The sequence below is a fragment of the Rhizobium sp. K102 genome (assembly GCF_022385315.1).
Taxonomy (GTDB): Bacteria; Pseudomonadota; Alphaproteobacteria; order Rhizobiales; family Rhizobiaceae; genus Rhizobium; species Rhizobium croatiense.
Genome location: NZ_CP092436.1, coordinates 4,082,307 through 4,103,363, shown reverse-complemented (window position 1 = coordinate 4,103,363; position 21,057 = coordinate 4,082,307). Strand labels below are relative to the sequence as shown.

At 62.4% G+C, this 21,057-nt stretch carries 18 protein-coding genes; 5 read left to right on the top strand and 13 right to left on the bottom strand.

Translation table 11 applies throughout. The features are described 5' to 3' along the window. Positions 1-73 precede the first annotated feature (73 nt). The 3 genes from MHI61_RS26120 to MHI61_RS26110 form a co-directional block, all read right to left on the bottom strand. Positions 74-1,384 (bottom strand): sugar ABC transporter substrate-binding protein, encoded by a 1,311-nt coding sequence (locus MHI61_RS26120; RefSeq protein WP_239791130.1) that lies wholly within the window; start codon positions 1,382-1,384, stop codon positions 74-76. A gap of 144 nt (positions 1,385-1,528) precedes the next feature. Then, positions 1,529-2,482 carry a sugar-binding transcriptional regulator gene (locus tag MHI61_RS26115; protein WP_097603841.1) on the bottom strand — a complete coding sequence of 318 codons (954 nt, stop codon included), beginning with the start codon at positions 2,480-2,482 and terminating at the stop codon, positions 1,529-1,531. 137 nt (positions 2,483-2,619) lie between these two features. Further along, on the bottom strand, positions 2,620-3,198 hold the full coding sequence (locus MHI61_RS26110) for an exopolysaccharide biosynthesis protein (RefSeq protein WP_239792910.1): 579 nt from the start codon (positions 3,196-3,198) through the stop codon (positions 2,620-2,622). 258 nt (positions 3,199-3,456) lie between these two features. Between MHI61_RS26110 and MHI61_RS26105 the strand changes: the two genes are divergently transcribed. Beyond that, positions 3,457-4,374 (top strand): ROK family protein, encoded by a 918-nt coding sequence (locus MHI61_RS26105; protein WP_239792909.1) that lies wholly within the window; start codon positions 3,457-3,459, stop codon positions 4,372-4,374. Here MHI61_RS26105 and MHI61_RS26100 read toward each other — a convergent pair. The 10 genes from MHI61_RS26100 to MHI61_RS26055 form a co-directional block, all read right to left on the bottom strand. Beyond that, positions 4,371-6,281 (bottom strand): family 20 glycosylhydrolase, encoded by a 1,911-nt coding sequence (locus MHI61_RS26100; protein WP_239791129.1) that lies wholly within the window; start codon positions 6,279-6,281, stop codon positions 4,371-4,373. The genes MHI61_RS26105 and MHI61_RS26100 overlap by 4 nt on opposite strands. A 270-nt stretch (positions 6,282-6,551) precedes the next feature. Further along, positions 6,552-9,698, bottom strand: a complete 3,147-nt coding sequence (locus MHI61_RS26095) for an efflux RND transporter permease subunit (protein ID WP_239791128.1) — start codon at positions 9,696-9,698, stop codon at positions 6,552-6,554. Positions 9,699-9,722: 24 nt separating this feature from the next. Next, entirely contained in the window at positions 9,723-10,862 is a 1,140-nt protein-coding gene (locus MHI61_RS26090; RefSeq protein ID WP_239791127.1) for an efflux RND transporter periplasmic adaptor subunit, read from the bottom strand. Positions 10,863-10,912: 50 nt separating this feature from the next. Next, complete coding sequence (locus tag MHI61_RS26085) at positions 10,913-11,521, bottom strand: TetR family transcriptional regulator (RefSeq protein WP_064694220.1); 609 nt, start codon at positions 11,519-11,521, stop codon at positions 10,913-10,915. Positions 11,522-11,741: 220 nt separating this feature from the next. Then, positions 11,742-12,173, bottom strand: coding sequence for an OsmC family protein (locus MHI61_RS26080; protein WP_010028352.1), 432 nt, complete (start codon positions 12,171-12,173; stop codon positions 11,742-11,744). A 149-nt stretch (positions 12,174-12,322) separates the two neighbouring features. Beyond that, positions 12,323-13,102 carry an SDR family oxidoreductase gene (locus MHI61_RS26075; protein ID WP_239791126.1) on the bottom strand — a complete coding sequence of 260 codons (780 nt, stop codon included), beginning with the start codon at positions 13,100-13,102 and terminating at the stop codon, positions 12,323-12,325. Then, positions 13,102-13,992 carry an aldose 1-epimerase gene (locus tag MHI61_RS26070; RefSeq protein WP_239791125.1) on the bottom strand — a complete coding sequence of 297 codons (891 nt, stop codon included), beginning with the start codon at positions 13,990-13,992 and terminating at the stop codon, positions 13,102-13,104. The genes MHI61_RS26075 and MHI61_RS26070 overlap by 1 nt, the downstream gene beginning before the upstream one ends. Continuing rightward, positions 13,989-14,939: an L-arabinose ABC transporter permease AraH gene (araH, locus tag MHI61_RS26065; protein ID WP_239791124.1), complete on the bottom strand. Its 951-nt coding sequence runs from the start codon at positions 14,937-14,939 to the stop codon at positions 13,989-13,991. The genes MHI61_RS26070 and araH overlap by 4 nt, the downstream gene beginning before the upstream one ends. Positions 14,940-14,956: 17 nt before the next feature. Then, a complete protein-coding gene (araG, locus tag MHI61_RS26060; RefSeq protein WP_239791123.1) occupies positions 14,957-16,462 on the bottom strand; it encodes an L-arabinose ABC transporter ATP-binding protein AraG in 1,506 nt (501 codons plus the stop codon). 69 nt (positions 16,463-16,531) lie between these two features. Further along, on the bottom strand, positions 16,532-17,515 hold the full coding sequence (locus MHI61_RS26055; protein ID WP_239791122.1) for an arabinose ABC transporter substrate-binding protein: 984 nt from the start codon (positions 17,513-17,515) through the stop codon (positions 16,532-16,534). A gap of 213 nt (positions 17,516-17,728) precedes the next feature. Here MHI61_RS26055 and MHI61_RS26050 point away from each other — a divergent pair, with 213 nt between their 5' ends. The 4 genes from MHI61_RS26050 to MHI61_RS26035 all read left to right on the top strand — a co-directional run bounded on the left by MHI61_RS26050 (position 17,729) and on the right by MHI61_RS26035 (position 21,049). Next, on the top strand, positions 17,729-18,484 hold the full coding sequence (locus MHI61_RS26050; RefSeq protein ID WP_105007450.1) for a FadR/GntR family transcriptional regulator: 756 nt from the start codon (positions 17,729-17,731) through the stop codon (positions 18,482-18,484). Between the two features lie 66 nt (positions 18,485-18,550). Further along, on the top strand, positions 18,551-19,699 hold the full coding sequence (gene dgoD / locus MHI61_RS26045) for a galactonate dehydratase (RefSeq protein ID WP_239791121.1): 1,149 nt from the start codon (positions 18,551-18,553) through the stop codon (positions 19,697-19,699). Between the two features lie 97 nt (positions 19,700-19,796). Next, positions 19,797-20,192 (top strand): DoxX family protein, encoded by a 396-nt coding sequence (locus tag MHI61_RS26040; protein WP_239791120.1) that lies wholly within the window; start codon positions 19,797-19,799, stop codon positions 20,190-20,192. A gap of 77 nt (positions 20,193-20,269) precedes the next feature. Further along, positions 20,270-21,049: a 3-oxoacyl-ACP reductase FabG gene (locus MHI61_RS26035; RefSeq protein WP_239791119.1), complete on the top strand. Its 780-nt coding sequence runs from the start codon at positions 20,270-20,272 to the stop codon at positions 21,047-21,049. Positions 21,050-21,057 lie beyond the last annotated feature (8 nt).

Sequence of the window (21,057 nt, the reverse complement as noted above, 5' to 3'; positions counted from 1 at the left end):
CCGCCGATGCGGTTCGGGCGATCGGCGGCCCAGAGGGGCGGATTGTCAAGGATCCGCCTCTTCTCAGGAGGTTTTACTTAATGTAGCCGGCCTTGGTCATTTCCCGGGTCGTCAGCTGCTGTGCGCTCTTCAGCGCCTGATCGACCGAAATCTGGCCGGCAAGGGCTGCCGAAAACTGCTGCCCCACAGCTGTGCCGATGCCCTGGAATTCCGGGATCGCTACGAACTGAACGCCGACATAGGGGACCGGCTTGACGGTCGGTTTGCTCGGATCGGCCGCATTGATCGAGTCGATCGTCGTCTTGGCGAAGGGCGCTGCCTTCTGGTACTCCGCATTCGCATAGAGCGAGCTGCGGGTACCCGGAGGTGCATTCAGCCAGCCTTCCTTCTCGGCAACGAGGTTGGTGTAGTCCTTGCTCGTGGCCCAGGCGACGAACTTCTCAGCAGCTTCGACCTTCTGCGAACCAGCCGGGATAGCGAGGCTCCAGGCCCACAACCAGTTGCCGCGCTTGCCAAGGCCCTTGTCCGGAGCGAGCGCGAAGCCGACCTTGTCGGCGACGGTCGATTCCTTCGGGTTGCTGACGAAGGACGCCGCAACAGTCGCATCGATCCACATGCCGCACTTGCCGGTCTGGAAGAGCGCCAGGTTCTCGTTGAAGCCGTTGGAGGAAGCGCCTGGAGGGCCGGCGTCCTTCATCAGCTTGACGTAGAAATCCAACGTGTCCTTCCATTCGGGCTGATCGAACTGCGGCTTCCAGCTTTCATCGAACCAGCGGGCGCCGAAGGAGTTGGACATGGCCGTCAGGAAGGCCATGTTCTCGCCCCAGCCGGCCTTGCCGCGCAGGCAGATGCCGTAGATTTCCTTGTCCTTGTTGGTGATCTTGCGGGCGGCATCGGCAATGAAATCCCAGGTCGGAGCGTCGGGCATCTTCAGGCCGGCGGCATCGAACAGGTCCTTGCGGTACATGACCATCGAGCTTTCGCCGTAGAACGGCGCTGCATAGAGCTTGCCGTCCACGGTCAGGCCGCTGCGGATTGCCGGCAGCAGGTCGTCGACGTCGTAATTGGCGCCGAGATTGTCGAGCGGCAGCAGCCAGCCCTGTTTTGCCCAGATCGGAACTTCATAGGTGCCGATTGTCAGAACGTCGTACTGGCCGCCCTTGGTCGCGATGTCGGTCGTGACCTTCTGGCGCAGCACATTTTCTTCGAGGGTGACCCATTCAAGGTCGATGCCGGGATTCTTCGTCTTGAAATCATCCGTCAGCTTCTGCATCCGGATCATATCGCCGTTGTTGACGGTCGCGATTGTCAGCGTTTCGGCCGAAGCCATGCCGGCAAACGCCAGTGCCGAGCAGGCGCCCAGCAGGAAAGTTCTCAATGTCATATCTTCCTCCCAGAAGACGAGATGTGAGCATTCGCTTTGCTCATGAGCAATTACTCACCACGCAGCAAAAATGTCAATCGGCAATCGTTGCTGCAATGCCGAACAGCCTATCTATCTAATTGATTCAGAAGAAGAATTTTTTGCTCAATTCTTGAGCAAAAACTCAGCAGTCTCTTCGTCGGTGATCAATCCATTGATCTGATGGCCGACGACGGCAGCCTTGATCGCCTTGAATTTACGTTTGCCCTTGGCGAGCCCGATCACCATCGATGCCTCGCGGGACGGGATCGGCGCGGACGCGACGCGCTCGTTGATCGGGTTGTCGAGCAGCCGGCCGTCGACATCGAAAATCCACCCGCAGATCTCACCGACCGCGCCGCCGCGCATCAGCTCCATCATCTCGTCCTTCTCGAGAAAACCGTCGACGCAGAGCGGCCCGTCGATGCCGAGTTCACCGATGCCGACGAAGGTGACGTCGGCCTGTGCGCTCATGTCGAGCGTTGAACGCACAAGCTGCTGGCCGTGCAGCAGTTCCCGCTCCTCGGCCGAGGTGACTAGAACCGGCAGCGGCATCGGATAGTGCCGCGCCTTCACCGCATCCGCCATGCTGAAGATGACGTTGTAATAGGCCGCCGATCCGTCCGGCGCGATATTGCCGGTCAGCGAGACGATGCGGTGATTGGGACATTCGATGGCCGGAAGCTGGTCCACGGCCGCCTTCAGCGTACGGCCGGTGCCGACCGCAAGCACGATCGGCTCCGCCCGCTTCAGCCAGCGCTCGATCTCGGCCGCCGCCGCCTCGGCGATGCCGATGGTGGTCGACGAGGAGCCCGGATCGCTCGGCACCACCTCCACATGTTTCAGTTCGAATTTCCGCCGCAGCTGACTGCCGAGTTCAAGACAGGCAGCGATCGGATGATCGAGCCGCACCTTGATCAGACGTTCGGCGACCGCGAGCGACACCAGCCGCTGCGCCGACTGCCGCGAGATTCCCATCGAGGCGGCGATTTCGTCCTGCGTGCGCCCGGCGACGTAATAAAGCCAGCCGGCACGCGCCGCATCGTCGAGCCGTGCAGGGGTCTCGGATCTTTTTGCCATATGATGTCTACCACGCAAAGTGAGCCGGCTTGCCGCCCGCCGGAGATGATTTCGAGTCTGTACCGCGCCAGATCAAAACAAAATTCCTGAAAATGTCGAGCCTGTTGACAGAAGCCTTGCCCGAAAACCGCTGCTATTCAGGCAAACCATTGCATCACGAGATAGACCCCCGCCTTTGCGAGGCCGTAAATCATGCCGCCGGCAATGACGAGCGACACGGCGGTCATGATGAAGCCGATGAGCGCGAAGAGCCCGTCGCGGCCCATGATGCCGAAAGCGAAGACTGAGATCGTGATCGCCGGCAGGATATTGCCGAGCGGAACCGGCAGCACCAGCACGATCGACAGCAGCAAGCATGCGAGACCGGCGAAATACTCTGCCGGCGGCTCGGCGAAGATGGCAAGCCTCGGCTTCAGCATGCGTTCGGCCCAGGCGAGCCAGCGATGGATGCGGACGACGACGCTCTCGAAATCCTCCCGCAGCACCGAACGGTCGGCGATCGCCCTGGGCAGCCAGGGCTTTAACCCGAAGGTCAGCTGCGCCGCCAGAAAGACCAAAGGTGCACCGAGCAGCGCGGAGGTGCCGGGCGGTGTGGGAAACGCGTTCGGCAGCGCGAAGATCAGCATCAGCGCGCTGATCGCCCTGTCGCCCATCGTCTGGAACAGATCACCGACCGAAATCCGCTCCCGGCTGCGGTCGGCGGCCAACTGCCGCAGGATGGATGAGAGGCGGCGGCCTTTGGCCCGTGGCGGACGTGGTCTTCGGCGTTTGTTGGAATCGGCGTTTTCGATTGTCATGATACCGGTGGATGATGGAAGTGCGGAATCCGATTTTGGCCGCGCAATATGCCAATTGAATGACTTATGCGGTCAGAATTACGGCACAACCCTGAACCCGAGGAGGGAATGAAGGCTTGTAATTCCCCGCCAACAGTGCGAGCAGACGGCCCAGATCAGGAAAACGGCAGAGTGGCAATGATCATTTCGTTCGACATCGGCGGCTCCGCCATCAAGGGCGGCATCGCCCGCTCCGAGACAGACATCGTCCCGCTCGGCCGCCGGCCGACGCCGAAGGATGATTTCGCCGCTTTCGTCGACACCCTGCGCGCCATCATCGCCGAAACCGGCGAAGCGCCGAGCCGCATTGCGCTGTCCATTGCCGGCGTCGTCGATCCCGATACGCAGCGGCTGATCTGCGCCAACATTCCCTGCATCCATGGCCGCGCACTCGCGGCCGATCTCGAAGCCGAACTCGGCCTGCCGGCGCTGATCGCCAACGACGCCGACTGCTTCGCCATTGCCGAAGCCGGCCTCGGCGCCGGTCGCGGCCACCGCATCGTCTTCGGCGCCATCCTCGGCACCGGCGTCGGCGGCGGATTGGTCGCCGACGGGCGCCTCGTCAACGAAGCCGGCGGCTTTGCCGGCGAATGGGGTCATGGCCCGATCATCGCGTCTGCAGCCGGCAATCCGCCAGTCGCCATTCCCGCCTACGCCTGCGGCTGCGGCCAGAACGGCTGCGTCGATACCGTCGGCGGCGCCCGCGGCCTGGAGCGCCTGCACAAGACGCTGCACGATCTCGATCTTTCCAGCGAAGAGATCATCGGTCAATGGCAGCAAGGCGAGGAGAAGGCGACACGCGCCATCGACGTCTATGTCGATCTCGTCGCCTCGCCCCTGGCGCTGACGATCAACATCACCGGTGCGACCATCGTGCCGGTCGGCGGCGGCCTTTCCAATGTCGAACCCTTGCTTGCCGAACTCGACCACGCCGTGCGCGCCCGCATCCTGCGCAAGTTCGATCGCCCGCTGGTGGTGCGCAGCCAATGCCGCATCGAACCCGGCCTGATCGGCGCTGCACTGCTGGGACTGAAGGCCGAGGCAGCCGCTCTTTAAAGTACCGGCCACATCCGCACGATCGCTGCGAACCGACCCCAGTCCTTGCGCGCCAGAGGCGTCCACGCCGCTTCGGCGATTGCCGGAAGACGCGGAAAGACCAGCCGGTTGAAGTGGGCGCGCGAGCCGACATTGCCGCTCCAGATGCAGGCCTGGATGCCGCGTATCTTGTCCCTCAAGGCCTCCGATAGCTCCGCCTCGGCCTCATAAGCATAGGTGCGTTCCGGCGGCGTGAAACCAGCCCAGCTGGCGCCGGGCTCGTCCCAGGCCTCGGCCTGGGCCATATCGAGATAATAGGCCCGTCCCGGCGTCATCACCACGTCGTAGCCGTCCTTTGCCAGCGCGAGGCCGAGCTCCGGCTTTTCCCAGGCCATCAGCAACGTGCCGTCGCGATCGACGCCGCCGCCGTGCGATACTTCGTTCCAGCCGGCGAGCTTCTTGCCGCGCTGCGACAACATGACCTTGATGCGCTTCAGGAAATAGGATTGCAGCGCGGCGGTGCCGGCGAGTTCCTCCTGCTCCATCAGCGTCTTGCAGAGCGGCGAGGAAAGCCAGGCCCCCTCGGCCACCTCGTCGCCGCCGATATGGACATATTCGCCGGGAAACAGCGCCACGATCTCGTCGAACACCTTGCCGAGGAATTCATAGGTGAATTCGACCGCCGGGTTGAGGGCGTTGTTGGTATAGCCCTGCGGCGAGCGGTAACTGTGCGGCGGCTCCTGCCGGTCGACGAGATCGGGAAGCGCAGAGAGCGCCGCGGCGCTGTGGCCGGGAATATCGATTTCCGGCACCACCTCGATGTGCAGCGAGGCGGCATGCGCAACGATGCGCCTGACGTCGTCCTGCGTATAGTGGCCGATGCGCGCGTCCTGCCCATCGCCGAAGTCAGGTATGAGTGTTTCATCCGGCCCGCGCTCTGCGCTCACTTCCGTCAGTTCGGGATAGGCCTTGATCTCCAGCCGCCAGGATTCGTCGTCGGTCAGGTGCCAGTGGAAGATATTGAGCTTGTTCCAGGCGAGGATATCGATCAGCCGGATGATATCGGCCACCGGATAAAACTGCCCCGCCGCGTCGAGGTGGCAGCCGCGCCAGCCATGACGCGGCTGGTCGGCAATCGTCCCGAAATTCGGGAATTTGAAGACGTCGCGGCCGGCGCGGGCGCCGTGCAGCAGTTGCGCCAGGCTGATCAGCCCATACTGCCGCCCCGCTGCGTCCGCGCTCGAAAGCACGATCTCCCGCGCGGTGAAACGCAGTTCGTAAGCAAAGGCTGCGATCGACGATTCGGTGACGAAACGAATGGCCCGCCCGCCCTTGATGGCAGCAAGCGAGAACGGCGCGGGCTCGGCAGGATAGAGCCGCTGGTAAAGCGCAAGAAGCAGAGAGACTGCCTTGATCGCCTCCGGCCGGGTCCTTTCGGCAGGATAGAGGACGGAGGGCAAATCTCCCGCCTTCAGACCGAGCGACAGCGGCCAAGGCAGCAGCGCAAAGGGTTCCTCGACCCGACCCGGCGGCAGCAGCGGCGGCGTCACACCGCCGTCCCCGCCTTCAAGCATGAGATCGCCGAAACCGACCGCAACGCGACGGCCGTCCCCCATAGTCAGACAGGCCGATGTGATGCCGTCGGTCCGATGTTTCGGTTCGTCGGCCAGCCCCTCGACGGTGAACCGCCAGTGCCTGCCCGGGGGAATGCTCAGCCCCTCGGGCGGCAGAAATTCATGGAAATTCGCGACCTGCCGCCGCATGCTGGCACCGTCGCAGACATGGGTGTCGGCAATCCGCGTCGGTGATCTATAGGCAAGCGAGAAGCCGGAAAGCGGTTCGGACGAAAGATTGAAGAGCGTCAAGGTCAAGCGGCCGGAACCACCCTCGACCGGGCTCCAGCTCGCTTCCAGATGGTAATCGGCCATGGTCGTGCCTCCCTCCGCGAATTGATCCGCGGCAATGCATGCCGGGATCGCGGCGGATCTCTCGGCATGCTTTCGCAAGCTTAGCTTTTTCGAAACGGCAATGGAATCGGCCGCCCGAGTTCAAGGCGGAACGGCCTGCGCGGGTTGCAGGAATTACAGCGCAACAACACGTGGGAGGGTCCGCGTTTGCGTGAACCGGCCTAGGAAACGCGCTTTGACAGGGATGACGACCTCGCAAAGGAAAACGGCGCGGCTTTCGCCGCGCCGTCCTCACTCAGCTGCCAACGCCGGCGGATGTCTGTCATCCGCCTCTTCCTGGATGGCGTCGGCATCCCTGCCCGGCTCGTTCTTTGCCTTCGGCTCTCGGCCGAAGAAAAGCGCGTAGCCGGCAGGCAGAACCAGAATGGTGAGCACTGTCGCAACCAGGATGCCGCCCATCATCGCGTAGGCGAGCGGGCCCCAGAAGACGCCGCGCGAGATCGGGATCAGCGCCAGCACCGCGGTCAGAGCCGTCAGCATGATCGGCCGGAAACGCCGTACGGCAGCACCGACGATCGCCTCCTGCCGGTGCATGCCGGCCTTGATATCCTGGTCGATCTGATCGACCAGGATGATCGAGTTGCGCATGATGATGCCGAGCAGCGCGATGACGCCGAGGATCGCCACGAAGCCGAAGGGCGCGCCGCTGATCAGCAAGGCGGCCGCCGCACCGATGATGCCGAGCGGGCCGGTGGCGAGCACCAGCATCGCCTTGCCGAAATGCTGCAGCTGTATCATCAGCAGCACGATGATGACGGCCAGCATGATCGGTGCCTTGGCGGCGATCGACATCTGGCTTTCCGCCGCGTCCTCGGCGCCGCCCTGGATCTCGACCTTGTAGCCGGCCGGCAGACTGTCGCGCAGGTCCTGCATGTCGGCATACATCTTCATCACCACGTCGTTCGGCTGCACGCCGTCCGGCAGCGTCGCACGCACGGTGATAGTCGGCAGCCTGTCGCGCCGCCATTCGATGCCCTGCTCCATGACGGGCACGACCTTGGCGACCTGCGAGACCGGCACGAAGCCGCCGAAATCCGTCGGGACATAGACCGAATTGACCGCAGACAGCAGCGAGCGGCTGGAATCCGGCTCACGGGCGACGATCGAGACCGTCTCCTCGCCGTCGCGGAAATCGTCGAGCGCAGCACCCGACATGGCGGTCTGCAGCATCTGCCGCACGCGCTGCGAGGTGACGCCGAGTGCCCGGGCGCGGTCCTGGTCGATCACCAGCTTCATCGCCGGCACCTGTTCCAGCCAGTCGTCATGGATGGCGCCGAGCATCGGATTGGCCTCAAACCGCGTCTTCACCTGGTCGGCGATCTCACGCACTTCCTGGCGGTCCGGTCCCATGACGCGCATCTGCACCGGCCAGCCGGTCGGCGGACCGAGGAACAGACGGTCGACTTTGCCACGGATCGAGGGGAAGTCTTCCGCAAGGATCGTCCGCAGCTTGACGATCAGCCGTTCGCGCGCCGGTTCGTCATTGGCCATGACGAGGAGCTGAGCGAAGTTCGGGTTGCGCAGCTGCTGGTCGAGTGGCAGGAAGAAGCGCGGCGCGCCTTCGCCGATATAGGTGGCGATGAACCGCTTGTCGGGATCATCCATCATCTTGGCTTCGAGCGCCTTTGCCTGGACTTCGACTTCCTTGATGCTGGTGCCCTCGGGCAGCCAGAGATCGACGAGGATTTCCGGCCGCGAGGATTGCGGGAAGAAATTCTGCGGAATGAACTGGAAGGCCCAGAGGCTGGTGACGAAGGTGCCGAGCGTCAAGAGCAGCACGATCACCCGGTGGCGGACCGCCCAGCCGACGGTGCCGCGCAGCCGGCGATAGAAGCCGGTGTCGAAGGCATCATGATGCTCGCCGGCGTGATGGCGCTGCTTGAGGATCATGTAGCCGAGCCAGGGGGTAAAGTAGACCGCGACGAACCACGAGGTCACCAGCGCGATGCCGACGACATAAAACAGCGACCTGACATATTCGCCGGCCGTCGATGCGGCGAAGCCGACCGGAATGAAGCCGGCCGTGGTGATCAGTGTGCCGGTCAGCATCGGGAAGGCGGTCGAGGAATAGGCAAAGCTTGCCGCTTCGATCTTGACCAGCCCCTCCTCCAGCTTTCGCTCCATCATCTCGACGACGATCATCGCATCGTCGACGAGCAGGCCGAGCGCGATGATCAGCGCGCCGAGCGAGATGCGCTGCAGGTCGATGCCGAGTTCGTACATCAGCGCAAAGGTGGCGGCGAGCACCAGCGGAATGGCGATGGCGATGACGAGGCCCGAGCGCCAGCCGATCGACAGGAACGAGACCACAAGCACGATGACGAGGGCTTCACCAAGCGCATGCATGAATTCGCTGATCGCATCCGTCACCACGTCGGGCTGGTTGGCGATCTGATCGACGGCGACGCCGTAAGGCAGCGCGTCCTCGAAGCGCTGATAGGTCGCCTCCACGCCCTTGCCGACATCGGTGACATTGAAGCCCTTGGCCATGACGACGCCGACCTGGACGCTGTCATGGCCGTTGAAACGGTACTTGCGCTGATAGGGGTCCTCGAGGCCGGAACTGACGGTGGCGATATCGCCGAGGCGCGTCACCTGGCCGCCGGCGCGAAGGCGCAGCTCGCGGATATCGGCCGCCTTCTTGACGTCGCCCTCGACGGAGATGCGCACCGAGCGCAAGCCGGTATCGACGGAGCCGGCCGGATCGACGTTGTTCTGGCCCTTGACGGCGTTCTGCAGGTCGAGGATCGTCAGGCCGCGCTCGGCGAGCGCCTTGGACGAGACGTCGATATAGATCTTCTCCGGCTGGTCGCCGATGATGACGGCCTTCTCGACGCCCGGCGTCGTCAGCAGCATGTCGCGCGCCTGGATCGCGAATTTCTTCAGTTCCGGATAGGAATAACCGTCGCCGCTTATCGAGTGCAGCGTGATGAAAGTATCGCCGAATTCATCATTGAAATAGGGGCCGAGCAGGCCCTGCGGCAGCTCGCTGGAGATGTCGCCGACCTTCTTGCGCACCTGGTAGAAGGCATCCGCCACGTCTTTCGAATTCGTGTCGCCCTTGACCTGCAGGGTGATGATCGCGCTGCCCGCCCGCGTATAGGATTTGACCCAGTCGATATGCGGCGTTTCCTGCAGCTTGCGCTCGATCTTGTTGACGACCTGGTCTTCCATCTCCTGGATGGAAGCGCCCGGCCAGATCGCCTGCACGACCATGACGCGGAAGGTGAATTCCGGATCCTCGCGCTGGCCCATGCGCATCAGGCCGAGCACACCGGTGATGATGATCAGGCCGAAGAGGAAGCGGGCGATGCTCGGATGGCCGATCGCCCAGCGCGACAGATTGAAGGGCCGCTTTTCAGTGGTGGTGGCATCCATGATTTTCTTCCCTTTGCGACGCGATCAGCGGACCGTCTGGTCCGTGGCGGCCAGGGCCGATTGCTGGTCCGGCACCTTCACCTTCAGATTTTCGTGCATGAACTGCGTGCCGGCGGCAACGACGAGATCGCCGGTATCGAGGCCCTCGGTCACATGCACGCCGTCGCCGGTGAAATCGGCGACCTTGATGTCGCGGCCATGCACGGTCGCCGTGTCGCGGTCGACGGTCCAGACCATCTGCTTGCCGTCCTTTTCAGCGAGCGCGCTGAGCGGGATCGAGACGTAGCTGTTGCTATTGCTGATATCGGCCTCGATCGTCGCCGTCATGCCGAGAAGCACGCGCGGATCGCTCGGCAGGCTCACCCGAACCGCAAAGGTGCGCGACTGCTGGTCGGCACTGCCGGAAACCTCGCGCACCTTGCCGTCGAGCACCAGCCTGTCGTCGGCCCAGAAGCTTGCCTTGACTGTCTTGCCCGGCTTGAATTCGGCGATATCGTTTTCCGGGACGGCGATCTGCACTTCCTTCTCGCCGTCGACCGCAACGGTGACGACGGGGGTGCCGGAGCCGACCACCTGGCCGATATCGGCATTGATCGATGTGACGATGCCGCTCTGACCGGCCTTGAGATCGGTGTAGCTCACCTGGTTCTTCGCCTGATCGAGCGCCGAGAGCGCGGCATCGCGCTGCGAGATCGCCTGGTCGTGGCTGAGGGCGGCCTGTTCGAGCTGCGACTTCGGGGCGACGCTCTTGTCGAACAGCTGCTCGGCGCGTTTGTTGGCCAGATCGGCGGTTTCAACGCCCCTTTCGGCCGCGGCGAGATTGGCTTCCGCCGTCTTGACCGCCAACTGGTAATCGGTGGCGTCGATGCGGGCAAGAGCGTCGCCCGGCGTCACCCGATCGCCGATATCGACGAGGCGTTCGGTGATCTTGCCGGCGACCCGAAAGCCGAGGTTCATCTCCGTGCGCGCCTTGACCGAGCCGGAATAATCGAGCTTGCGGGTGTCGCCCGCCCTGGCGATCTCGACGACCTTCACCGGCCGGATGACCTCTTTCACCTCGGCCTTCTCCTCCGAGCAGGCGGAAAGGCCGATGCCGACGGCGCTGACGAGCACAAGGCTGGCGACGGACGGCATGCGGTGGCTGAGGGTCTTGAGCGAAAACATCTTCCGCACTCCTGGATCGTTTCGGGGGATTCGGCGGCGGCTGCCGCCCGTTATTTCTTCAGCGCCCTGATCACATAATCGATCAGTTCGTCGACGCTCGCGCGGTTGGTTTTGGCAAGACATTGCGCCACCATCTGCGGGTGGCAGAGATTGATCGTCGCCGCGCCGAAGCAGCGCGAGGCAACGACCGGGTCCTGCTCGGCAAACTCGCCGGCCGCGATCCCTTCAGCGATGATTTCGGCAATGAGATCATGGACGCGGTCGATATGCTTCTCGATGACATGCCAGTCGCGCTCGATCGCGACGATGATCATCTCATGCACCTTCATCTCGTCGAGCATCAGATCGAGCGTCAACTGATGTTGGGTCTCGACATAGCGGCGCAGCCGCTCGCTGGCACTGATCGGCTGGTGGCGGATGTCGTAGGCGATTTGATAGGCCGTGGCGAGCATGCGCCCGCAGAGCGCCTGGTGGATTTCCACCTTCGAGGCGAAGAACCGATAGATATTGGCCGGCGACATGCCGAGATCGCGGGCAATGTCGGCCACCGTCGTTTTGCTGTAGCCATAGTGGCGAAACAGCCGCTCGGCCGCATCGAGAATGCGGGTAACATTCTCCTGCCGGGTGACGTCGAGCGTATTTTCCGCGATGTCGTTCATGGTTTTCGGAGTCCGAATTACGACTGACGATTTTCGAATTTCTTCAGTCGTAAAATATCAGCCGGCATTTGTCAATATACCGGCACGGGAATGCGGCGCGAAGGGCTCCTGCATCGGAGCAGCCCGCCGAATTGAACACAGCGAATTCTCGGAAAGACGTGAGGAAATGAAAAGTGCCGCGACAGAGAGGCGCGGCACTTCCCGTCGGCGGCAGCAGCAATCAGGCGAGCTTGACGTCGAGCGTGATCGGAACGGCGGCGAGCGCCTTGGAAATCGGGCAGCCGGCCTTCGCCTTATTGGCGAGTTCGGTAAAGGTCGCCTCATCGGCGCCGGGGATGCGGCCGGAGAGCGAAAGATGGATGGCGGTGACGGCAAAGCCGCCCTCGACGCTTTCGAGCGTCACCTTGGCGGAGGTTTCCATATGCTCGGCGGTGAAACCGGCTTCACCGAGGATCAAGGACAGCGCCATGGTGAAGCAGCCGGCATGGGCAGCACCGATCAGCTCTTCCGGGTTGGTGCCGGGAATGCCTTCGAAGCGGCTGGCAAAGCCGTAAGGGTAGTCAGTCAGGGCGCCGCTCTGCGTCGAGATCAGGCCTTTGCCGTCTTTGAGGCCACCGGTCCAATGGGCCGAAGCCGTGCGATTGATCTGCATGCCGTCCTCCTGTTTCGATTGTGCTTTCGAGGAAGCGGCAGGGTGCCGCTCCATGCCTGCGGGAGATCAGATTGTCTTCCCGATGGCAATATAATGCTCTATCGCCAGAAGACGACAGGCCTGTAAAAATCAGCCGGCTTGAAGCCCTTTCAGGCGGAATGCTGCAGAACGCTGAGGCCGCCGTCGATCGTCAGGCAGGTCGCGTTCATGAACGGGCACTCGTCGGAGATCATGAACACCGCCGCCATGGCGATCTCCTCCGGTGTTGCGATCCGCCCGCCGGGATGCAGCCTCATCGTCGCGGCCTTTGCCGCTTCCGGATCGGGAAAGCTGTTCCAGTAGTCGATCACCTTCTGCGTCGAGACATAGCCCGGCGCCAGCGCGTTGACCCGGATATTGCGGGCCGCATATTCGAGACCGAGCGATTTCGTCATGCCCAGCAATGCATGTTTTGCCAGGGGATAGGGAAATGTGTGCGGGATGACGGTGAAGGCATGCGTCGAGGCAATGTTGAGAATGACGCCGCCGCCGTGTTCGATCAGGCCCGGCAGCACCGCCTTGCAGCAATTCCAGGCGCCCTTGAGGTTGATGTCGAAACAGCGGTTCCATTCGTCGTCGGTCGTGGCGAGCGGCTCGGCAAAGACGTTGACCCCTGCATTGTTGACGAGCGCGTTCAACAGACCGATCTCCTCATTCGCCTCGGCAACCACCCGCGTGATCGTTCCGGCATCGGTTATATCGGCTGGTAGATAACCGACGCGGGCGCCGGTGCTCGCGAGATCCGCCGCTGCCCGAGCCAGCAGCGCCGCATCGCGGTCAACGAGATAGACGGCCGCATTTTCGCTGATGAATGCCTTCGCGATCGCAAGGCCGATACCTTGCGCAGCGCCCGTTATCAGGATGTTCTTGCCCTGTAGGCGGTTGCTCATCATCTTCCCTCCGGTTGAACCGGCAGCGCTGACAGATCGATTGTGACCTTGCCGGAAAGAACCTCACCCGGCTCAAGCGGTATGAGGCCTCCGAACTCCGGCAGGTGATGGCCGTTCGGCAGATGGCTCATCGGCTCGAGGCAGAAGAAATCGCTCCGGCCGACCGGCATGTAGAGCATGAAGCGATCGAGCGCGCCGTCGGCTTGCAGCGCTGCCTGAAAGCCAAGCTCCGGCCAGGTGATCGCCGCCCGCCCGTTCCAGCCCTCGAAGGCATTGTTCATCCATCTCTGCGGCAACAGCTTTTCCGAGCTGAAATCGAAATAGTCAGGCACGGGGCCTGGCACATCAGGCAGATGGTCCGGCCGCTCGCTCCAATAGCGATCGGCCGCAATCGTCAGTCTCGTCTCTGGCGTCAGCACGAAGAACGGGTGCTGACCGAGCCCGAAAGGAAGCGCCGCTTCGCCGCAGTTTTCCACCGAAAGCGTCAGCACCAGCGCATCGCCGGCGACACGAACCTCCTGCCGGGCAAGATAGGCATAGGGGGAAATCCGATCGGCGCGACGGGAAAAGGCAAACTGCGCATGCGCTGGACTGCGGTCTTCAATCTGCCAGAGGCCGAGCCAGCCGTCGCCATGCCGATAGAGCGGCTCGGCAGTATTCGGCTGGAAGGCATAGTCGCGTCCGGCAAAGGACATCGCGTTGCCGTCCACGCGATTGCCGAAGGGAACCATAGGAAAATTCGCGAACGTTCCATCCGGGCCTCCGGCCGGAACGAGAAACGGTATAGTTCGAAACGTCGCGGCAACGACCGCCGCACCCCGGGAGCTGACCCGGACGACGAGATCGCCGTGCTTCAGTTCGATGTCGCTCCCGGCTCGTTCCTGGTTCATCCACGTCGTCCTGCGGCCGAAGATCTCAAATTGTCGAGCAGCACCGCGATCAGCAGGATCAGCCCGCGCACGACATACTGATAGAATGCCTGGATATTGAGGAGGTTCATAACGTTTTCGGCAATACCCATGATCAGCACGCCGACCATGACGCCGCTCATCGCCGCCCGGCCGCCGGCCAGCGAAACGCCGCCGAGAACGCAGGCGGAAATCACCGAAAGCTCAAGCCCGGTCGCCGCGTTCGGCTGGCCGGAGGTGATGCGCGAGGCAAGCAGGATGCCGGCAATGCCGCAGACGAGCCCCTGCAGCGCAAAGATCCAGATGCGCATTTTGACGACATTGACGCCCGCAAGCCGTGAGGCCTCCGGATTGCCGCCGATCGCCAGGGTGTTCTTGCCGAAGACGGTGCGGTTGAGCACGAAACCGAAGAGGATGAAAAGGATCAGCATGATCCAGATCGGCGTCGGTACGGTCAGGAAGCGCGACAGGGCAAGCTGGTAGAAGGCGGGATCGTTGATGCCGACGGCACGGCCATCCGAGGCGATCAGCGCCAGCCCGCGCACGATCTGCATGGTAGCAAGCGTGGTGATCAGCGCATTGATGCGAAAGCGCGCGATGACGATACCATTGACGAAACCAACGACGGCGCCGCAAAGCAGGGCGGCGAGCAGCCCGACGGGAATGGAGCCCGTCGCATTCGAAACCATCACCGCGATCATGCCGGAGAAGGCGACGATCGATCCGACCGAAAGGTCGAAATCGCGCGACGCCAGGCAGAACATCATCGTGCAGGCGACGATGCCGATCGTAACGACCGACTGCAGCAGCCCCAGCATGTTTCGCTCGGTCAGGAAGTTCGGAACGAAGAGCGAGACGATCACGAAGGCGGCAGCGAAGATTACCACCAGCCCCTGTTCGCCGAGAAGAACTTTTTTCAACGAATTCATCGTCTGTATTCCTGGTTCTAAATGGTGCCTGCGGCATTCTTATCGGGGAGTGCGGCCGTCAGGATGCTGCGCTCGTCGAAATCCTGGCGGGCGACATTGGCCGCCACCCTGCCTTGGCACATCACCATGATGCGATCGGAGATGCCCATGACTTCGGGCAGTTCGCTTGAGATCACCACGATCGCCATGCCACCGGCCGCAAGCTCGTAGAGGATTTCGTAGATTTCCGATTTCGCCCCGACATCGATGCCGCGCGTCGGCTCGTCGATGACCAGCACCTTGATACCCTGCTCGGACAGCCAGCGGCCGAGAATGACCTTCTGCTGGTTGCCGCCCGAGAGATTGATGATGTCTTGTTTGCGCGACGGCGTCCGCACCCGAAGCTTGGCGATGAACCGGTCTGCCAGCGCCGCCTCTCGTCTCGGGCTCAGAATGCCGAAAGGCGAAAAATGCCGGCGCGACGAGATCGCGATATTTTCTTCGATCGATCGCCCTTGGATGATGCCGTCGAACTTGCGGTCCTCGGGGCAGAGCACCATGCCGGCATTGATCGCCGCCTTCGGATTGTGCGGCGAAACCGCAACGCCGTCGATCGTCACCTGACCCTGATGCCTGGCATCGGCGCCGTAAAGCAGCCGCGCCATCTCGCTGCGGCCGGCGCCGATCAGGCCGAAGAAACCGAGAATCTCGCCCTGGCGGACGGAAAAGCTGATCGGATGACGCAGCCTCGGCCCCGACAGGCCCTTGACCTCCAGCCGTATGCCGCCGAGCGGACGTTCGCGCCATCCCCAGACATTGCTGATTTCGCGCCCGACCATTTCCGCGATGATCTGCTCTCGCGTGGTTTCGGCGATGTCAGGATGGTGGGCGGCAAGCTTGCCATCGCGCAGCACCGTCAGGCTGTCGCAAAGCCTGAAAATCTCGTCGAGACGATGCGAGACGTAGAGAATGACCGTTCCCTTCGCCTTCAGCCTGTCGATGAGCGAAAACAGGATTTCGCTTTCACGCGAGGAGAGCGAGGAGGTCGGCTCGTCGAGCGCAATCACCCGCGCATCGAGCATGACGGCCTTGGCGATCTCGACCATCTGCCGCGCTCCGATCGACAGCGAGGCGACCTTGGCCGACGGATCGATATCGATGCCGATCTCCTGGAGCTTCGACCACACTGTCTCGATCAGCGTCTTGGAATGGATGACGCCGCCCTTGGCCGGAAAGCGTCCGAGCCAGAGATTTTCAGCGACCGTCAGCTCAGGAACGAGTTGCAGCTCCTGATGGATGACGATGACACCGGCATGGAAGGCGTCGCGGACGGACCCATATTTCTGCTCCTCGCCGTCGATGAGGATGTTGCCTGCATCGGCGGCCTGATCGCCTGACAGTACGCGGATCAGCGTCGATTTACCCGCACCGTTTTCGCCCATCAGGCCGTGGACGGCGCCCTTCTCGACGGTGAAGGACACATTCGCCAGCGCCTGCACGCCGGGATAACCCTTGGAGATATTGTTGAATTCGAGGAAAGCCATCATCGCTCCGCCGAGAAGAGCCAGCGGCGCGCTAAGCGGCCGCCGGACGATATCATCTTGGAAGGACGGTCACTCGATGCCAAGATCCTTGCGGACCTTTTCATAATCGTCGCGCAGTGCCAGCGAACCGGAAGTCAGCGTCAGCTTTTCCGGCTCCTTGCCGTTGGCGATCCAGTCATACATGTTGAGAGCCGTCTCGTAGCCGTGACGCTTCGGCGAGATGATGACGGTGCCGAAGAAGCCAGTCGCCGCCGGCTTCTTGAACTCGTTGATCGCCGATTCCGCGCCGCCGATTCCGACACCGATGACGTTGGCCGCCGGAATGCCGACCGATTCGGAAGCACGGACGGCGCCGAGGACGGCTTCGTCGTTGAGGCCGAAGGCGACCCAGTATTTCACGTCGGCATGCTTGTTGAGAACGGTGGTCGCCGCGTTGAGCGCCGCTTCCGTATCCGTCTTTGCCTGCGGTGCGTCATAGATGTTTTCGGCCGGAAAGCCGGCGGACTTCAGCACCGAGATCGCGCCTTCGACGCGGTCGACGGCCGTCGGCAGCTGGTCATAGGAGACCCGCACGGCGCCGACATTCTTCATGTCCCAACCGCGCTTCTTGATTTCGTCGACGATCGCCTGGCCGACGGTCTCGCCGATCTTGGTGGCCGAAATGCCCATATGCGGCACCTCTTCCAGCGGCTTGCCGTCAGCGCTGACGATGCGGTCGTCGACCGTCATCAGCTTCAGCTGGTTGGCTTCGGCCTTGGCGACGATGCCTGGGCCGAGCTTGACGTCGGGCGTGCAGATGATGAAGCCCTGCGCGCCCTGGGCGCCGAGATTATCGATCGCCGACTGGACCTTCTCGCCGTCTTCGGCGCCGATTTTGACGACGGTGAAGCCTTTTTCCTTAGCGGCCTGGTCGGCGAATTTCCATTCGTCCTGGAACCACGGCTCCTCAGGCTGCTTGACGATGAACCCTATCTTGACGTCCGCGGAAAATGCCGAGCCGGCTGCCAGAATGGCGAAAGTGCCAGCCAGAATGGCTGCTTTGAACAAGCGCATGTCTCTCTCCCTAAACTCTCAAAAACCGAGCAGCTGCCTCCCAGGCAACGTCCAATGAATTATGATAAATCATCATACCAGTCAATTGCCAATGTATGATGATTGGAATAATAGGATTATTGACGAGATGCCGGGAGGAAGCGTCGCAAAGCGGATCGAATTCGGATAATCAGGTTCGATTGCCTAGCACGCGAGACAGAGCGGAGAGGTGAGTTGGAAACAATCGAGCGACAGAGCGGGGCCGAAAGCCGCCGCATCGAGCGCCGTCCGCGCGTACGCCGCAACGTTACGGCGGCGATCGCTCAGGATATCTGTGCGGACCGCTATCCCTCAGGCTCGCCGCTGCCCCGCGAGAACGATCTCTGCGAGCTCTACGGCGTCAGCCGCACCGTCATTCGCGAATCGCTGAAAGTGCTGGAATCCAAAGGCCTTGTCCGTGGCAAGCCGCGCATCGGAACCACCGTCTGCGACAAGGATGACTGGAATATCCTCGACGCTGACGTGCTTGAATGGATGGGTCCCTATATCAAGGATTTCGACCTGCTCGGCTGCATCCTCGAAGCCCGCCGCACCATCGAGCCGGCAGCCGCCGAATATGCCGCCGAGCGCGCCAGCGCCCAGGAGATCGCCGATCTCGACAATGCCTGGCGGCAGATGCGCGACAGCGCCCGCGACCCGGAAAGCTTCACCGATGCCGACGTCATGTTCCACACGGTGCTGCTCACCGCCAGCCACAATCAGGTCTTCCGCCGCCTGTCGAGCGCCATTCACGCGGCGCTGAAATATGCGCTGCATGCCTCCAATATCGGCGTCGAGAATCGCGAGGATGCGGTGCTCGTTCACGGCCAGTTGGTCGAGGCCCTGCGCATGCGCGACAAAACAGGCGCCCGCGAATGCGCCAACCGCATGCTCGATCTTGCGGTGCGCGATCTTGCCGCCGCCGAAAAAGCGATCGGCAGAACGAAATGACCGATCACGACAAATCTGCGGACGCGCCGCCGATCGCAAACCCGGGAAGAGACTGAAAGAACAGCGATGAAGATCACCAAACTTACTACCTATATCGTCCCCCCGCGCTGGCTGTTTTTGAAGGTCGAGACCGACGAGGGCATCGTCGGCTGGGGCGAGCCGGTCGTCGAAGGCCGTGCGCTCACCGTTCAGGCTGCCGTCCACGAGCTCGAAGACTACTTGATCGGCAAGGATCCCTTCCTGATCGAGGGCCACTGGACGGTGATGTATCGCGGCGGCTTCTATCGCGGTGGTGCGGCCCATATGAGCGCCATCTCCGGCATCGACCAGGCGCTCTGGGACATCAAGGGCAAGGCCCTCGGACAGCCGATCCATTCGCTGCTCGGCGGCCAGCTCCGCGACCGCATCAAGGTCTATTCCTGGATCGGCGGCGACCGGCCCGCCGATGTCGCCAACAATGCCAAGGAAGTGGTTGCCCGCGGCTTCAAGGCGATCAAGCTCAATGGCTGCGAGGAAATGCAGATCGTCGACACCAATGAGAAGGTGGAAAAGGCTGTCGAGACCATCGCCGTCATCCGCGAGGCGATCGGCCCGCATATCGGCATCGGCGTCGATTTCCACGGCCGCGTCCACAAGCCGATGGCCAAGGTTCTCGCCAAGGAGCTCGAACCTTACAAGCTGATGTTCATCGAGGAGCCGGTGCTCTCCGAAAACAAGGAAGCGCTGCGCGATATCGTCAACCATACCTCGACGCCGATCGCGCTCGGCGAGCGGCTCTTTTCGCGCTGGGACTTCAAGCAGGTCCTTTCTGACGGCTATGTCGACATCATCCAGCCGGATCTTTCGCATGCCGGCGGCATTACCGAATGCCGCAAGATCGCGGCGATGGCCGAAGCCTACGACGTGGCGCTGGCGCCGCATTGCCCGCTCGGCCCCATCGCGCTCGCCGCCTGCCTGCAGGTCGATGCCGTCAGCTACAATGCCTTCATCCAGGAACAGAGCCTCGGCATCCACTACAACACCGGCAACGACATTCTCGATTACATCTCCAACAAGGAAGTGTTCCACTATGCCGATGGTTTCGTCTCGATCCCGCAGGGGCCCGGTCTCGGCATCGAGGTCGACGAGGCCTATGTCATCGAGCGCGCCAAGGAAGGCCATCGCTGGCGCAACCCGATCTGGCGCCATGCCGACGGCAGCTTCGCAGAGTGGTAAAGATTGGAGGGGTCGCGCAAGCGGCCCTTTTTCATTCGCCGTGTCGGATATCGCCCGTCTCACCCGTCATAGTGGAAACTCAAAGAGGAGATTCAGCATGGCCAGAGCAATCGCCATCATCGTCGCCCGCGTCATCTTCAGCTTCATCTTCTTCATGGCCGCCGGCTTCAAATTCGCCGATATCGGCGCGACGGCGGGCTATATCACTGCCGCCGGTTTTCCGATGGCGACATTCCTGACCTGGGTCGCGGCCTTCTTCGAGATCGCGCTGGCGCTCGCCTTCCTCTCCGGGGCCTTCTTTGCCGAAGCCAGCCTGCTCGCAGGCATCTACGTGATCTTCCTCGCCTTTGCCTTCCACGGACCGTCTCGTTGGCAGCAGAACCAGGCCGAATTAGGCTTCTTCGTCGATCACTTCACCTTCCTCGCCGGCCTGCTCTTCGCCGCCGTCCATGGGCCGGAGAGATGGGCGCTGCGCTACAGCCTGTTGAAATAGCGACCGATCCACAATCGTTCCGGAACCAAGAGCCGCGGCGATCATTGCTTCTCCACCACTTGGCAGAGGAGCGGCTCATGGCATTAGAGGGAAAGAGCGCCTTGGTGACGGGGGCAGGCTCCGGCATCGGCAAGGCGGCAGCATTGAAGCTTGCCGCCGAAGGCGCAAGGGTCGCGGTCCTCAGCCGCACGGAAAGCGAAGTACGGGAAACCTGCAATGAGATCGTCGCTGCCGGCGGCCGGTCGATCGCACTGACGGCCGACACGAGCGACGAATCCCAGATGCGGGCGGCGATCGACAGGATGACCGAGGACCTCGGTGGCATCGACATCGTCGTCGCCAATGCCGGCATCAACGGCGTTTGGGCACCGATCGATGATCTGAGGCCTGACGAATGGGATCAGACGATGGCCGTGAATCTGCGCGGCACCTATCTGACGCTCCATCTGACCGTGCCCTATCTCAAACGGAACGGCGGCTCCATCGTCGTCGTCTCCTCGATCAACGGCACCCGCACCTTTACCACACCCGGCGCCACCGCCTATACCGCCACCAAGGCGGCACAAGTTGCCATTGTCCAGCAGCTTGCGCTGGAGCTCGGCAAACATCGCATCCGCATCAATGCCGTCTGCCCCGGAGCGATCGAAACCGGCATTGACGCCAACACCACCATGCGCCATCGCGAGGAGACCGAAGTGCCGGTCATTTGGCCGGAAGGCGAAATTCCGATCACCAACGGCAAGAAGGGTTCGAGCGAGGATGTCGCCGAGGCGATCCTCTTCCTCGCATCCGATCACGCCCGTCACATCACCGGCACGCCCATCTGGATCGATGGCGGCCAGAGCCTTTTGCGCTAACGGCCCTG

Bases quoted from the DNA above. Each gene is read 5' to 3' on its own strand.
- dgoD (WP_239791121.1), top strand. From the start codon at position 18,551: ATGAAGATCACCAAACTTACTACCTATATCGTCCCCCCGCGCTGGCTG.
- MHI61_RS26100 (WP_239791129.1), bottom strand. From the start codon at position 6,281: ATGGCCGATTACCATCTGGAAGCGAGCTGGAGCCCGGTCGAGGGTGGT.
- MHI61_RS26055 (WP_239791122.1), bottom strand. From the start codon at position 17,515: ATGCGCTTGTTCAAAGCAGCCATTCTGGCTGGCACTTTCGCCATTCTG.
- araG (WP_239791123.1), bottom strand. From the start codon at position 16,462: ATGGCTTTCCTCGAATTCAACAATATCTCCAAGGGTTATCCCGGCGTG.
- MHI61_RS26120 (WP_239791130.1), bottom strand. From the start codon at position 1,384: ATGACATTGAGAACTTTCCTGCTGGGCGCCTGCTCGGCACTGGCGTTT.
- MHI61_RS26070 (WP_239791125.1), bottom strand. From the start codon at position 13,992: ATGAACCAGGAACGAGCCGGGAGCGACATCGAACTGAAGCACGGCGAT.
- araH (WP_239791124.1), bottom strand. From the start codon at position 14,939: ATGAATTCGTTGAAAAAAGTTCTTCTCGGCGAACAGGGGCTGGTGGTA.
- MHI61_RS26095 (WP_239791128.1), bottom strand. From the start codon at position 9,698: ATGGATGCCACCACCACTGAAAAGCGGCCCTTCAATCTGTCGCGCTGG.
- MHI61_RS26035 (WP_239791119.1), top strand. From the start codon at position 20,270: ATGGCATTAGAGGGAAAGAGCGCCTTGGTGACGGGGGCAGGCTCCGGC.
- MHI61_RS26115 (WP_097603841.1), bottom strand. From the start codon at position 2,482: ATGGCAAAAAGATCCGAGACCCCTGCACGGCTCGACGATGCGGCGCGT.
- MHI61_RS26105 (WP_239792909.1), top strand. From the start codon at position 3,457: ATGATCATTTCGTTCGACATCGGCGGCTCCGCCATCAAGGGCGGCATC.
- MHI61_RS26085 (WP_064694220.1), bottom strand. From the start codon at position 11,521: ATGAACGACATCGCGGAAAATACGCTCGACGTCACCCGGCAGGAGAAT.
- MHI61_RS26090 (WP_239791127.1), bottom strand. From the start codon at position 10,862: ATGTTTTCGCTCAAGACCCTCAGCCACCGCATGCCGTCCGTCGCCAGC.
- MHI61_RS26075 (WP_239791126.1), bottom strand. From the start codon at position 13,102: ATGAGCAACCGCCTACAGGGCAAGAACATCCTGATAACGGGCGCTGCG.
- MHI61_RS26080 (WP_010028352.1), bottom strand. From the start codon at position 12,173: ATGCAGATCAATCGCACGGCTTCGGCCCATTGGACCGGTGGCCTCAAA.
- MHI61_RS26040 (WP_239791120.1), top strand. From the start codon at position 19,797: ATGGCCAGAGCAATCGCCATCATCGTCGCCCGCGTCATCTTCAGCTTC.